Consider the following 13,973-nt stretch of genomic DNA (forward strand, 5'->3'; position numbering starts at 1 on the left):
CCACCCGCTAGCCTTTCGGACCACAGCAGTGGTTCCCAGCAGGCGGCAGGCAGATGGACTTCTCGGCGGCGGACCTTCCCGCGGACTACCCGGCACAGACGCACCCCCACCCGCACGGCGGTTGGCCCGGCAACGAACTGGAGGAGGTGCTCTCGGCCTCCCTCGGCATACCCGGAGCGGGCGGCCGGATCGCCGAGGTGCTGGGCCGCAGCCTGCTGTGGATCCCGCTGCCCAACGGCGGCGGCCCGCACAGCGGCCCGCTGGACCTGCCCACGACGGAGCTCGACGGCCAGGTGTACGTCCCGGTGTTCAGCTCAGAGGAGCAGCTCCGGCTGGCCGCCGGCCCCCACATGTCGTACACCGTCGCGCCGGCGGTGGAGTTCGCCCGCGGCCTGCCCCCGCAGGCCGGCATCCTGGTGAACCCCGACGGGGTGGTCGGGCTGCCGCTCCCGCCCGAGGCGGTGGCCGAACTCTGCCGCACCGGCCACACCCCGCTGGACGGCCCCGCCACCGGCGGCCGGGTCCGCCTCTTCGAGCCGGACTGGCAGGAGGACCCGGTCGACTTCCTCTCCGCCGCCTCCGCCGAGTTCGCCGGCACCGGCGTGGTCGTCACGGCCCGCCGCTGCCTCGCCGTCGTCGAGACGGCGGAGCCGGTGATGTTCGTGGGCGTCGAACTCTCCCAGTGGGAGGGCGACCTGCGGGCCCTGCCCCTGGAGGCCCTGGGCCGCGCCCTCGGGCGGGCCCCGGTGAAGTGGCAGGTCAACCTCGTCCTCCTGGACGTCACGGACGACCCGGTGGCCACCTGGCTCAAATCCAGCGTCCGCCCCTTCTACCAGTACGGCCACTGACCGGCGGGCTCGGGGACAGCAGGCCCGAGGGGCGCGGGGCGGTGCCGGTCGGCGGCTCCGCCGCGGGGCGCGACCGGCCCCCGCCGAGCCGCACCCGCGCCCGAACACGGGGCCCCGGGCCGTCGGGCGCATAAGCTGTCCCCCAACACGGGGCAAGAATCGAAGGGGCGGTAAAGACAGGTGAGCGCGAGCCCAAGCGGCAGCGTCGAGCACATGCTGCGCCAGGTCACCCCCGGCCGCTACGACGCCTACGAGGCACTGCTGCGCGCCCTCGCCACCCCCTCCTCCGGCCAGATCTGGATGCTGCTCTGGCACGGCCAGGCCGGCTCCCCGGACGCCCAGTACGGGAACATGGAGGTCGGCGGGTTCGGCTACGCCCCCTGTGTGACCTCGGCGCAGGAGCTGTCGGCCAGTGGCTGGAACCGCTCCTACGAGGTGGTCGACGGGCTCGACGTGGCCCGCACGCTCTATCCCGACCACTACGGCCTCTGGCTCAACCCGCACGCCCCGGGCGGCGGCGTGGGCGTCCCCTGGCCGGACCTGCGCCGCATCGCCACCGGCCTCGACCGCCAGCCCGCCGGCCCCCTGAGGCTGTCGGAACCCGGCGTCGACGTCGCGCAGTTCTACGCCCTGCTCACGCAGAACGCCCACCGCACCCCGGCCCTGCGCTCGCTGCGCCGCGCCTGGGTGCAGCCCACGCTCGGCGCGCCGTACCTCGCCATCGGACTGGACGTGTACGACACCTCGCCCGCCGCCGTCGACTCGGTGCGGGCGATGATGCAGCAGTCCGTCGGCGCGGTCCCGGAGGGGCTGCCGGTGTCGACGGTCGCGATGACCGACGACTACGACCCGGTGGTGCTGTGGATGCGGGCCAACGCCCGCCCGTTCTACGACCGCGAGGCGCACGCGGCCCTTCCCCAGCCGCAGCCGCCGGCTCCCGGATACGGCTACCCGCCGGTCCACGGGGGCTACTGAGCAGGCGCGCGAGGCGGTCCGCCACTTGGACAGTGATGGAGGATTCGTGTGCGAGACGGACTTCTCCGCGCGTAGAAGACCGATGTTTCGTCCGAATCGAGCGGAAACGGCGTTCCGCCCCAAGTGCCCCTCGTCCGGTGGCCGTTACCCACTGATCGGATAACGGAATCCCCCGGACTGCATCACGGTTGCGCATACTTTCCCCGCCAGCTCTGGCGGGTGATCGCAAAGAAGCTGAAGACTCGCGATTCAGACGTGAGGTCGAACCTCACGATCGATGCAAGTCGACAAAGCCGCAAACCGCGGCAGGCGCAGGCCGGTCACCACCGGCGAGAGGGGTCGGGTCACTGTGACCGCACCGATCGAGACCACCGGGGCGGCAGCCGAGGCACAGCCGGAAGCTGTGCTCGAGGGTGCCGGTAAGGGGCGGATCGAGGGTCGTTCCCTTGGGCAGATCGCCTGGTCGAGATTCAAGAAGGACAAGGTCGCGGTGGCGGGCGCCGTCATCGTCGTCCTGCTCATCGCCCTGGCCGTCCTCTCCCGGCCCCTGCAGGCCCTGCTCGGCCTCGACCCCAACGCCTTCAACCAGGACCTGATCACTCCCGACACCTCGCTGCCCAAGGGCAGTTGGGGCGGCATGAGCGCGGACCACCCGCTCGGTGTCGACCCGAAGTTCGGCCGGGACATCGCCACCCGAGTCCTGGAGGGCTCCTGGGTGTCGCTGGTGGTCGCCTTCGGCGCCACGATCCTCTCCAACGTGATCGGCGCCATCATGGGCGTCATCGCGGGTTACTACGGCGGCCGGGTGGACAACGTCATCAGCCGCCTGATGGACACCTTCCTCGCCTTCCCCCTCCTGCTGTTCGCCATCGCGATCTCGGCCACGCTGCAGGGCGGCGCGTTCGGCCTCAACGGGCTCCCGCTCCACCTGAGCGTGCTGATCTTCGTCATCGGCTTCTTCAACTGGCCCTACCTGGGCCGGATCGTGCGCGGCCAGACCCTCGCCCTGCGGGAGCGCGAGTTCGTCGACGCCTCCCGCGGCATGGGCGCCAAGGGCCCGTACATCCTGTTCCGCGAGCTGATGCCCAACCTGGTCGGCCCGATCATCGTCTACTCGACGCTGCTCATCCCGACCAACATCCTCTTCGAGGCGTCCCTGAGCTTCCTCGGTGTCGGCATCCAGCCCCCGCAGGCCTCCTGGGGCGGCATGCTCCGCGAAGCGGTCACCTACTACCAGGTCGATCCCCAATACATGATCGTGCCCGGTCTCGCCATCTTCGTGACCGTCCTGGCGTTCAATCTGCTGGGCGACGGTCTCCGCGACGCTCTCGACCCGCGCAGCCGCTGACGCCTGCCACCACCCGAGAGCCCGAAAAGTTTCCGACAATGGAGGGGAAAGCACCCATCATGCGAAGGTCAGCGCTGGCCGCTATCGCGGCCATCGGCTCCGCCAGCCTGCTCGTTGCAGGCTGCAGCAAGGCCGATGACAACAAGGACAACAACGGCTCGTCCGCCGGGGCCAACGCCGCGACCAAGGGTGTGGTCAACGCTTCCGACAAGAAGGGCGGCACGGTCACCTACGAGCTGTCCGACGTGCCGGACTCCTTCGACCCCGGCAACACGTACTACGCGTACATGTACAACCTCAGCCGGCTCTACGCCCGCCCGCTGATGACGTTCCAGCCCGGCGCCGGCGAGAAGGGCAACACCCTCGTCCCGGACCTCGCCGCGAGCAAGGGCGTCCCGAGCGACGGCGGCAAGACCTGGACGTACAAGCTGCGTTCGGGCCTGAAGTACGAGGACGGCTCGCCGATCACCTCGAAGGACGTCAAGTACGCCGTCGAGCGCTCGAACTTCGCGCGTGACGTGCTCTCCCTCGGCCCGAACTACTTCCAGCAGTTCATGGCCAAGGGCGACAAGTACAAGGGCCCGTACAAGGACAAGAGCGGCAAGGGCCTGTCCTCCATCGAGACGCCGGACGACACCACCATCGTCTTCCACCTGAACCAGGCGTTCCAGGAGTTCGACTACCTCGTCGCCGCCCCGCAGACGGCCCCGGTGCCCCAGTCCAAGGACAAGGGCGTCGACTACGTCAAGCACATCGTGTCGTCGGGCTCGTACAAGTTCCAGAGCTACGAGGACGGCAAGCAGGCCGTGCTCGTGCGCAACGAGAACTGGGACGCGAAGACCGACCCGCTGCGCAAGCAGCTCCCGGACAAGATCGTCGTCAAGCTGAAGGTCAACCCGGAGACCATCGACCAGGACGTCCTGGCCGGCGACGCGATCGACCTGGCCGGTGCCGGTGTCCAGGCCTCCACCCAGGCCAAGGTGCTCACCGACACCGCGAAGAAGGCCAACACGGACAACACCTACGGTGGCCGGCTCGTCTACATGGCGATCAACACCAAGGTGAAGCCGTTCGACAAGCCCGAGTGCCGCAAGGCCGTGCAGTACGCGATCGACAAGGTCTCGGTGCAGACCGCCGAGGGCGGCCCGATCCGCGGCGACATCGCCTCCACCGTGCTGCCCCCGGACATCCCGGGCTACGAGAAGTCGGACGTCTACGCGACCTCCGGCAACAAGGGCGACGCGGCCAAGGCCAAGGAGCAGCTGAAGGCCTGCGGCAAGTCGTCGATCACCACCACCATCTCGGCCCGCTCGGACCGTCAGCAGGAGATCGACGCCGCCACGGCGATCATCAGCTCGCTGAAGAAGGTCGGCATCAACGCCAGCCTGAAGCAGTACCCGTCCGGCAAGTACTTCACCGACTACGCGGGTGTGCCGAAGTTCACCGAGAAGCAGAACATCGGCCTGATCATGATGCAGTGGGGTGCCGACTGGCCCTCCGGCTACGGCTTCCTGCAGCAGATCCTGAACGGCAAGGCGATCAGCCAGTCCGGTAACACCAACCTGTCGCAGTACGACAGCAAGGACGTCAACTCCCTGCTGGGCAAGGCGATCGGCACCCAGGACGACACCGAGCGCAACAGCCTCTACACCCAGATCGACAAGAAGACCATGGACGACGCCGTCCTGGTCCCGCTGACCTACTTCAAGGTCCTGCTGGCCCGCCCGCAGAACTACACCAACCTGGTTTCCACGGCGGCCTTCAGCGGTCAGTACGACTACCTCAACATCGGCGTCGCGTCGAAGTAGCAGCCCCGGAAGGCAGGTGAAGGCATTGGTGCCCGCGGGCTTCGCGGCCCGCGGGCACCAGCGCCGGTCCCCGTGATCTCGTACATCCTCCGCCGGACGTTCGCGGCAGTGATCCTGCTGCTGGTCGTCTCCGCGGTCACCTTCGCCATCTTCTTCCTGCTGCCACGGCTTGCCGGCCAGACAGCGGACCAGCTGGCGCAGCAGTACATCGGCAAGAGCCCGTCGAAGGCGGACATCGCCGCTGTCAAGCACAACCTCGGTCTGGACCAGCCCGTCTACGTCCAGTACTGGCACTTCATCAAGGGGATCGTGGCCGGCGCCACCTACGACCTCGGCCCCACCACGGTGCACTGCGACGCACCCTGCTTCGGTTACTCCTTCAAGAACCACCAGGCGGTGTGGCCGGAGCTCACCTCGCGCCTTCCGATCACCCTGTCGCTGGCCGTGGGCGCCGCCGCGCTGTGGCTGGTCTCGGGCGTCGTGGCCGGTGTCATCTCGGCCCTGAAGCCGCGCTCGTTCCTCGACCGCACCTTCATGGGCATCGCGCTCACCGGCGTCTCGCTGCCCATGTTCTTCACGGGCAACCTGGCGATCCTGCTCTTCACCTACCAGTGGCCGATCTTCGGCAAGACCTACGTCCCGCTCACCGAGAACCCGGCGCAGTGGGCCAACACCCTCTTCCCGGCGTGGTGTTCGCTCGCGCTGCTGTACTCCGCCATCTACGCGCGGCTGACCCGCTCGGGCATGCTGGAGACGATGAACGAGGACTTCATCCGCACGGCCCGCGCCAAGGGCCTGCGGGAGCGCACCGTCGTCACCCGGCACGGACTGCGCGCCGCACTGACCCCGATCATCACGGTCTTCGGCATGGACATCGGCCTGCTGCTCGGCGGCGCCGTGATCACCGAGTCGGTGTTCTCGCTGCCCGGCATCGGCCAGTACGCGGTGCAGGGCATCACCGACAACGACCTGCCGAAGATCCTCGGCGTGACGTTGCTCGCCGCCGCCTTCGTCGTCTTCGCAAATCTCCTGGTGGACGTGCTCTACGCCGCCGCCGACCCGCGGGTGAGGCTCTCGTGACCGAACTCTCCAAGACCGGCGCCGCCGTGGGCGAGCCCACCACCGCGTCCCAGCCCCCCAAGGCCTTCCTCGAGGTCCGCGACCTCAGGGTGCACTTCCCGACCGACGACGGCGTGGTCAAGTCCGTCGACGGGCTCAGCTTCTCGCTGGAGAAGGGCCGGACCCTCGCCGTCGTCGGCGAGTCCGGCTCCGGCAAGTCGGTCACCTCGCAGGCCATCATGGGCCTGCACCGGCTCGGCACCCGCGGCAAGAACGTGCGGATGACCGGCGAGATCTGGCTGGACGGCAAGGAACTGGTCTCCGCCGCCCCGGACGAGGTGCGCAGGCTCCGCGGCCGCGAGATGGCGATGATCTTCCAGGACCCGCTGTCCGCGATGCACCCGTACTACAAGGTCGGCGACCAGATCGTCGAGGCCTACCGGGTCCACCACGACGTCAGCAAGAAGGTCGCCCGCAAGCGGGCCGTCGAGATGCTCGACCGGGTCGGCATCCCCGAGCCCGCCAAGCGCGTCGACGGCTACCCGCACGAGTTCTCCGGCGGTATGCGCCAGCGCGCCATGATCGCCATGGCCCTGGTCAACAACCCCGAGCTGCTCATCGCGGACGAGCCGACCACCGCCCTCGACGTCACCGTCCAGGCGCAGATCCTCGACCTGATCCGTGACCTGCAGAAGGAGTTCGGCTCCGCGGTCATCATGGTCACCCACGACCTCGGTGTGGTCGCCGAGATCGCCGACGACGTCCTCGTGATGTACGGCGGCCGGTGCGTGGAGCGCGGGCCGGCCGCCCAGGTCTTCGAGCAGCCGCAGCACCCCTACACCTGGGGTCTGCTCGGCTCGATGCCCCGCATCGACCGCGACACCTCCGAACGGCTCATCCCGGTCAAGGGCCAGCCGCCGAGCCTCATCAACGTCCCCTCGGGCTGCGCCTTCCACCCGCGCTGCCCGTACGCGGACATCCCCAAGGGGAACGTCACCCGCACGGTGCGCCCCGAGCTGGAACAGGTGAGCACCGGGCACTGGTCCGCCTGCCACCTCCCGGCCGAGGACCGTGAGCGGATCTGGACCGAAGAGATTGCGCCGAAGCTGTGAGTGAGACCAAGAAGACGGACGAGGCCGTGATCCCGCAGCAGGCGCAGGCCCCCGCGGACGGCTCGGCCGACCGTGAGGTGCTGCTCCGGGTCGAGGGTCTGAAGAAGCACTTCCCGATCAAGAAGGGCATTCTCCAGCGCCAGGTCGGCGCGGTGAAGGCCGTCGACGGGATCGACTTCGAGGTGCGCAAGGGCGAGACCCTGGGCGTGGTGGGCGAGTCGGGCTGCGGCAAGTCGACCATGGGCCGGGTCATCACCCGCCTCCAGGACCCGACCGGCGGCACGATCACCTTCGACGGGCAGGACATCACGAAGCTGCGGACCGGGCAGATGCGCCCGCTGCGCCGCGACATCCAGATGATCTTCCAGGACCCGTACGGCTCCCTGAACCCCCGCCACACCATCGGCTCGATCGTCTCCGCGCCGTTCCGGCTGCAGGGCGTGGAGCCGGAGGGCGGGGTGAAGAAGGAGGTCCAGCGGCTGCTCGAACTGGTCGGTCTGAGCCCCGAGCACTACAACCGCTACCCGCACGAGTTCTCCGGCGGCCAGCGCCAGCGCATCGGCATCGCCCGAGCGCTCGCCCTGAAGCCGAAGCTGGTCGTGGCCGACGAGCCGGTCTCCGCGCTGGACGTGTCGATCCAGGCGCAGGTCGTGAACCTCATGGACGACCTCCAGCAGGAACTCGGCCTCACCTACGTGATCATCGCGCACGACCTCTCGGTCGTCCGGCACGTCTCGGACCGGATCGCGGTGATGTACCTCGGCAAGATCGTCGAGCTGGCCGACCGCACCTCGCTGTACGAGGCGCCGATGCACCCGTACACCAAGGCGCTGATGTCGGCGGTGCCGGTGCCGGACACCAAGCGCCGGGGCCAGAAGAGCGAGCGCATCCTGCTGCGCGGTGACGTGCCCTCGCCCATCGCCCCGCCGCCCGGCTGCCGGTTCCACACCCGTTGCTGGAAGGCGACGGAGATCTGCCGGACGACCGAGCCGCAGCTGCTGGAGCTGAAGCCGGGCCAGCGGGTCGCCTGCCACCACCCGGAGAACTTCGCCGACCAGGCCCCGCAGGACACGGTGCTGCTGTCGGTGGCGAAGGAAGCCTCGGAACTGGTCCCGGACGCCGTGCTGGAGGAGTCGGCGGCGGCCGCCGAGGCGAAGCCCGCTGCCGAGGCGAAGCCTGCCGCTGCCGAGGCCGTCGCCGCGGAGAAGCCCGCTGCTGCCGAGGCCGGCGGCGCGGAGGAATCCGCTGCTGCCGAGGCCGGCGCTGCGGGCAAGCCCGCGACCGCCGAGGCCGAAGCGACCGCCGAGGCCGAAACGGCTGCCGCATCCGACGCCGCCGTGGAGGGTAAGCCCGCCGCGGAGGAGAAGTCGGCCGTGGAGGGTAAGCCCGCCGCGGAGGCGAAGCCCGCCGAGGTGGAGAAGCCCGCCGCGGATGCGGAGCCTGTCGCGGAGGAGAAGTCCGCCGAGGTGAAGGAGTCGGCGGAGGCTGCCGAGGCCGTCGCCGAGGCCGGTTCCGCCAAGACCGGGCCGGGGGCCAAGACCTCCGCCGACGAGGCCGGGACCGAGGCCGCCGCCGTCGCGGAGCCCACCGCCTCCACGGGCGCCGCCGCCGACGCTCCCGCCGAGGGGCCGGAGGCCGCCGCCGAGGAGACCGCGCGCGAGGCCGGCACCGACTCCCAGGAGTCAACCGGCAAGTAGCCCATGACAGAACCGTAAAGTCATGTACATGCCTGAGCGGGGGAGTGCAGAGTCGTCCGTGTCCGACCACTGATCGGCACGCTCGAAGGGACGACCATGGCACTCTCCCGTTCGGCACGGTTAGGAGCCCTCGCCACCGCGGCGGCCTCCTTCCTCCTCATCGCGGCGTCGCCCGCCCCGACCCCCGGCGCACCCGGCATCGGCGACCCCTACTTCCCCCAGCTCGGCAACGGCGGCTACGACGCCCGCCACTACGACCTGGACGTCGCCTACGCGCCCGGCACCGGCCGCCTCGACGGCCGCACCACCCTCCGGGCACGGGCCACCCAGAACCTGTCCTCCTTCGACCTGGACCTCCAGCGGCTGGAGATCACCCGCGTCGAGGTCGACGGCAGCCGGGCGCGCTTCACCCGGGACGGCGACGAGGTCACCGTCACCCCCCGCCACACCCTGCGCGAGGGCCGCGAGTTCACCGTCTCCGTCACCTACGGCGGCGTGCCCGAACCGCTCGGCGGCCCCATCATCTTCGGCTCCGAGTACGGCTGGATGAAGACGGCCGACGGCGTCTTCGTGGCCTGCGAGCCGAACGCCGCCTCCACCTGGTTCCCGTCCAGCGACCACCCCTCCGACAAGGCCACCTACGACATCCGGATCAAGGCGCCCAAGGGCCTGACCGCGGTCTCCAACGGCCGGCTGGTCTCCACCCGCGACCGGGGCGGTTCGACGTACACGCACTGGCGGGAGAGCCGGCCGATGGCCACGTACCTCGCGACCGCCACCATCGGCAGGTTCGACGTGCGCACCGGCCGCACCCCGGGCGGCACCCCGATCTACGTCGCCGTCGACCCGGTGCTGAAGAACGGCAACAGCGTCGACGTCTACGGCGTCACCGCCGCCGCCACCGACTACTGGTCCGAGGTCTTCGGCCCGTACCCGTTCGAGGAGACCGGCGCCATCGTGGACGACATGCCCGAGGCGGGGTTCTCGCTGGAGGTGCAGAGCAAGCCCGCCTACTCGGCCGTGCGCAACGAGGCGACCATCGTGCACGAACTGGCCCACCAGTGGTTCGGCGACTCGGTGAGCGTGGCGCGGTGGAAGGACACCTGGCTCAACGAGGGCTTCGCCACCTACGCCCAGTGGCTGTGGGCGGAGCACCAGGGCACCCGCTCGGCCCACGACTCCTTCCGCGCCGCCTACGACGCGCGCCCCGCCGACTCCTCGTTCTGGCAGATCAAGGTGGCCGACCCGCAGCGGGACACGATGTTCGCCTCCCCCGTCTACCAGCGCGGCGCGATGACCCTGCAGATGCTCCGCGAGCGGATCGGCGACCGGGCCTTCTTCGCGCTGCTGCCGGCCTGGACCCGGCTGCACCGCTACGGCAACGCGGACACGGCCGACTTCGTCCGTCTCGCCGAGCGGATCAGCGGGCAGCGACTGGACGACCTGTTCGGCGCCTGGCTCTACACGACAGGCAAGCCTGCCCTGTGACCTGCGCTTGTAAGGTGCACACTCCCTGACAGGTGAGAATGTCGGGGTGCAACTGCAGCAACTCTTCAGTCCCTCCGTCCAGCACACACTCGACGTCATCGGCATCTTCGTGTTCGCGATCTCCGGGGCGCTGCTGGCCGTCCGGAAGAACTTCGACGTCTTCGGCATAGCCGTGCTCGCCGAGGTCACGGCGCTGGGCGGGGGACTGTTCCGCGACGTGGTCATCGGGGCCGTGCCCCCGGCCGCCTTCACCGACCTGGGGTACTTCCTGACCCCCCTGATCGCCACCCTCGTCGTGTTCTTCCTCCACCCGCACGTGGAGCGGATCCAGACGGGGGTCCTGGTCTTCGACGCGGCCGGCCTCGGCCTGTTCTGCGTCAGCGGCACGATCAAGGCGTACTCCTACGGCCTCAACCTGACCGCGTCGGCGACCCTCGGCCTCGCCACCGCGGTCGGCGGCGGCGTGCTGCGGGACGTGCTCGCCAACGAGGTCCCCTCGCTGCTGCGCTGGGACCGCGACCTGTACGCGGTCCCGGCGATCGTCGGCGCCACCATGGTGGCGCTGTGCATCCGCTACGACGTGCTGACCCCGCTCGCCAGCGGGCTCGCGGTCGTCACCGCCTTCGCCCTGCGGCTGCTCGCGATGAGGTTCCACTGGCGAGCGCCGCGTGCGTGGAACCGGCGGTCGACGGTGACCGAGGAGTAGTCCCGGTGGGTCCGCTGGCCGCCCCGCTCGCCGCTCCGCCGCCGGTCCCGCTCGGGCTTCCGGTGGCGGCCCCGGTGAGCGAGCGGTCCTCGCCCGCGGCGCGGTTCTGGCCCATCTGCAGGGTCAGCCAGCGGAACACGTCGGGGACCTGCGGCCGCCACAGCGCCATCGTGTGACCGCCGGCGCTGCGCGGCAGGAACACCACGTGCACGGTCGTCGGAGCCTTGGCGACCGCCTGCAGGGCGACGCCCGCCTGGTAGCCGTCGCCGGACTCGCCGGAGACGTAGAGGGCGACCCGGGGCGGCTCGGCCGCGCCGCGCAGCAGCAGGTAGGGGTTGTTCCGGGCGCGCAGGGCGGGGGTCTGGGCGGCCAGCGAGTTGCGCTCGCCGATCGGGTCGTTGTAGCCGGAAAGGCTCACGGCGGCCCGGTAGCGGTCGGGGTGGGCCACGGCCAGCTTCACCGCGCAGTGGGCGCCGGCCGAGTAGCCGGCCACCGCCCAGCCCGACGGCGCCGGCTGGGCGCGGAAGTTGTCCAGCACCATCCTCGGCACGTCGACGCTGAGCCAGGTGTCGGCGTTGACCTGCCCGGGGACGTTGGCGCAGCCGGTGTCTACGCCGGCCAGCAGGTTGGTGCGCGGCGCGACCATGATGAAGGGCGCCACGCGGCCCGCGCGCATCAGCGGCAGCACCTGCTCGTGCGCCCGGAGCGCGCCGAACCAGGCCTTCGCCGAGCCGGGGTAGCCCGGCAGCAGCTCCACTACGGGGAACTTGCGGTGGCGGTAGGCCGGTTCGCCGTACTGCGGCGGCAGCCAGACGTAGACCTCGGCGTTCACGCCGGAGACCCGGCCGCGGAGCTGGGTGACGCGCACCCCGCCGGCCGCGCGCATGCCGGCGCCGTCGGCCGGCCTGAACACCTGCCGGACCTTGGGCAGCTGCTTGAGGGCGATGCCGCCGGTGCCGTCGCGGCCGAGGTCGGCGGCCTGCTGGACGTGGTTGCCGGTGCCGATGAGGTCGGCCCAGTTGTCGTACAGGCCGTTCTGGTTGTTGACCAGTACGAAGACCAGCGTGACGGCCGTGCCCTGGGCGAACAGCAGCATCAGCACCCGGGCCGCGGCGCGCAGCGGCCCGGGCCCGGGCGTCCTCGACCACAGCAGGAGCGGCAGTATGAGGGCGACCACGGAGAGCACGACGGTCGTGCAGAGGAACGGAGTCCCGGTGAGGCTCATGTCCCCATAGAGGGTGATCGGCGCCCGGGGGTTGTGGACGTGTCCGGACACTTACCTGGAAATTGCCGGAATCTCACCCGGGGGGCCCTCTCGTGTAGGCCGGGTGGCCGCCTGGCGTTCACCCGGCCCCCGTCAGAAAAGCTACCGCTTAGTAATTACCTGTTGTACCGTTCACCCATGCCAGAAGCAGCTTCCGCACCCTCCTCCACCCTCGGCGACGCTCGGGCGGGGGGACCCCCGTCGCGGGCCGTGATCGGAGACAGCGAGTTCGACCGCGACACGGCGGTCACCCGGCGCGAGCCCGGTGTCTACGACATCGACCTCTCGGCTGGCTGGACCATCATCAACGCCGTCAACGGCGGCTATCTGCTGGCCGTCCTCGGCAGGGCCCTCGCGGACACCCTCCCGCACCCGGACCCGTTCACCGTCTCCGCGCACTACCTGACCGCGTCCCAGCCGGGCCCGGCGGTCGTGCGCACGCAGACCGTGCGCACCGGCCGCACCCTGTCCACCGGCCAGGCCTCGCTCTTCCAGTACGACGACCAGGGCAACGAGGTCGAGCGGATCCGCGTCCTCGCCTCCTACGGCGACCTCTCCGGCCTGCCCGACGACGTCCGTACGACGGCCGCCCCGCCGGCCATCCCGCCGCTGGACCAGTGCTTCGGCGCGGATGACGGCCCCGCCCCGGTCGAGGGCAGCTCGGCCATCACCGGCCGGCTGATGCTCAAGCTGGACCCCGCCACCCTCGGCTGGGCGCTCGGCGCGCCCTCCGGCAAGGGGGAGATGCGGGCCTGGTTCGGGCTGGCCGACGGCCGCGACGCCGACCCGCTCTCGCTGCTGCTCGCGGTGGACGCGCTGCCGCCCACCGCCTTCGAGATCGGGCTCAAGGGCTGGGTGCCCACGGTGGAACTCACCGTCCACGTCCGGCACCGCCCGGCCCCCGGACCGCTGCGGGTGTCGATCACCACCCGCAACCTGGCCGGCGGTTTCCTGGAGGAGGACGCCGAGGTCTGGGACAGCGAGGACCGGCTGGTCGCCCAGTCCCGGCAGCTCGCCCGGGTCAGGCTCGGCTGAGCGGGGTGCGGCCGAGCCAGGCCGCGAGCCTTTCGTAGGCGCCGGCGCCCTCGGGGGCGTCGGCGCGGTCGGCGAACGGGGTGGCGGCGTCCCGGGGCCTCGTGTCGGGCAGCACCCGGCGGGCGTTGGCGAGCGAGAACTCGGCCAGCTCCGGATCGAGCTCGAAGGGGTGGCCCAGGGCCTCGGCGAGGTCCCAGGTGTGGGTGACGATCTCCATCACATAGCCGGACAGCGCCGCGTGGCCGGGGACCTCGCCCCACGGCACGCGCACCGTCGTCACCATCCGCTCGTCGCCCTCCCAGGCCCTGAGCACCCGGACCCTGACCTCGTCGTAGGCCGCCGCCCAGCCGTCGTCCGCGACGCCGTCGGTGGACGGGTCGACGGCGAGGCCGTCGCCGCCCTCGCCGACCACCGCGATCCGCCGGGTGCCGCCGACGACGTGGCCGAGCAGGCCGCGGACGTCGAACTCGGAACACGGGGTCGGCCTGCCGAGGTCCTCGGGGCGCACGGTCTTGATGAGCGCGGCCGCCTGCTCGGTGGCGCGGACGTAGTAGGGACGCGGGTCGGTGTACTCGTTCGTCATGACATGCCTCTCGCTGAGTCGGTACGCCGAGCATCCCCGGATAACCTGAC

General features: G+C 70.6%; 11 protein-coding genes and 1 pseudogene. 10 read left to right on the plus strand and 2 right to left on the minus strand.

The features are described from left to right. The first annotated feature begins 53 nt into the window (after positions 1-53). The 9 genes and pseudogenes from TNCT1_RS24355 to TNCT1_RS24395 all read left to right on the plus strand — a co-directional run bounded on the left by TNCT1_RS24355 (position 54) and on the right by TNCT1_RS24395 (position 11,041). Positions 54-848: an enhanced serine sensitivity protein SseB gene (locus TNCT1_RS24355; RefSeq protein WP_143635780.1), complete on the plus strand. Its 795-nt coding sequence runs from the start codon at positions 54-56 to the stop codon at positions 846-848. A 213-nt stretch (positions 849-1,061) separates the two neighbouring features. Beyond that, a complete protein-coding gene (locus TNCT1_RS24360; RefSeq protein WP_373920503.1) occupies positions 1,062-1,823 on the plus strand; it encodes an enhanced serine sensitivity protein SseB C-terminal domain-containing protein in 762 nt (253 codons plus the stop codon). A 349-nt stretch (positions 1,824-2,172) separates the two neighbouring features. Continuing rightward, positions 2,173-3,171: an ABC transporter permease gene (locus tag TNCT1_RS24365; protein ID WP_143635784.1), complete on the plus strand. Its 999-nt coding sequence runs from the start codon at positions 2,173-2,175 to the stop codon at positions 3,169-3,171. Positions 3,172-3,209: 38 nt separating this feature from the next. Further along, positions 3,210-4,979 carry an ABC transporter substrate-binding protein gene (locus tag TNCT1_RS24370; protein WP_143635786.1) on the plus strand — a complete coding sequence of 590 codons (1,770 nt, stop codon included), beginning with the start codon at positions 3,210-3,212 and terminating at the stop codon, positions 4,977-4,979. A 72-nt stretch (positions 4,980-5,051) separates the two neighbouring features. Further along, on the plus strand, positions 5,052-6,059 hold the full coding sequence (locus TNCT1_RS24375; protein WP_143635788.1) for an ABC transporter permease: 1,008 nt from the start codon (positions 5,052-5,054) through the stop codon (positions 6,057-6,059). Next, entirely contained in the window at positions 6,056-7,150 is a 1,095-nt protein-coding gene (locus TNCT1_RS24380) for an ABC transporter ATP-binding protein (RefSeq protein WP_143635790.1), read from the plus strand. The genes TNCT1_RS24375 and TNCT1_RS24380 overlap by 4 nt, the downstream gene beginning before the upstream one ends. A 26-nt stretch (positions 7,151-7,176) precedes the next feature. Continuing rightward, positions 7,177-8,371: pseudogene (locus tag TNCT1_RS36410) on the plus strand (ABC transporter ATP-binding protein); the annotation flags it as partial. A 572-nt stretch (positions 8,372-8,943) separates the two neighbouring features. Beyond that, entirely contained in the window at positions 8,944-10,335 is a 1,392-nt protein-coding gene (locus TNCT1_RS24390; RefSeq protein WP_143635794.1) for a M1 family metallopeptidase, read from the plus strand. 46 nt (positions 10,336-10,381) lie between these two features. Next, on the plus strand, positions 10,382-11,041 hold the full coding sequence (locus TNCT1_RS24395; protein ID WP_174266433.1) for a trimeric intracellular cation channel family protein: 660 nt from the start codon (positions 10,382-10,384) through the stop codon (positions 11,039-11,041). On the opposite strand, the gene TNCT1_RS24400 is transcribed toward TNCT1_RS24395, so the two are convergent. Further along, entirely contained in the window at positions 10,950-12,266 is a 1,317-nt protein-coding gene (locus TNCT1_RS24400) for an esterase family protein (RefSeq protein WP_143635796.1), read from the minus strand. The genes TNCT1_RS24395 and TNCT1_RS24400 overlap by 92 nt on opposite strands. A 177-nt stretch (positions 12,267-12,443) precedes the next feature. Here TNCT1_RS24400 and TNCT1_RS24405 point away from each other — a divergent pair, with 177 nt between their 5' ends. Next, a complete protein-coding gene (locus TNCT1_RS24405) occupies positions 12,444-13,340 on the plus strand; it encodes a thioesterase family protein (protein ID WP_235902874.1) in 897 nt (298 codons plus the stop codon). Here the strand turns inward: TNCT1_RS24405 and TNCT1_RS24410 are convergent. Continuing rightward, complete coding sequence (locus TNCT1_RS24410) at positions 13,327-13,923, minus strand: TIGR03086 family metal-binding protein (protein WP_143635798.1); 597 nt, start codon at positions 13,921-13,923, stop codon at positions 13,327-13,329. The two genes, TNCT1_RS24405 and TNCT1_RS24410, sit on opposite strands and share 14 nt — an antisense overlap. Between the last annotated feature and the right edge of the window lie 50 nt (positions 13,924-13,973).

This window comes from Streptomyces sp. 1-11 (assembly GCF_007176755.1).
In the GTDB taxonomy this organism is placed as follows: domain Bacteria; phylum Actinomycetota; class Actinomycetes; order Streptomycetales; family Streptomycetaceae; genus Streptomyces.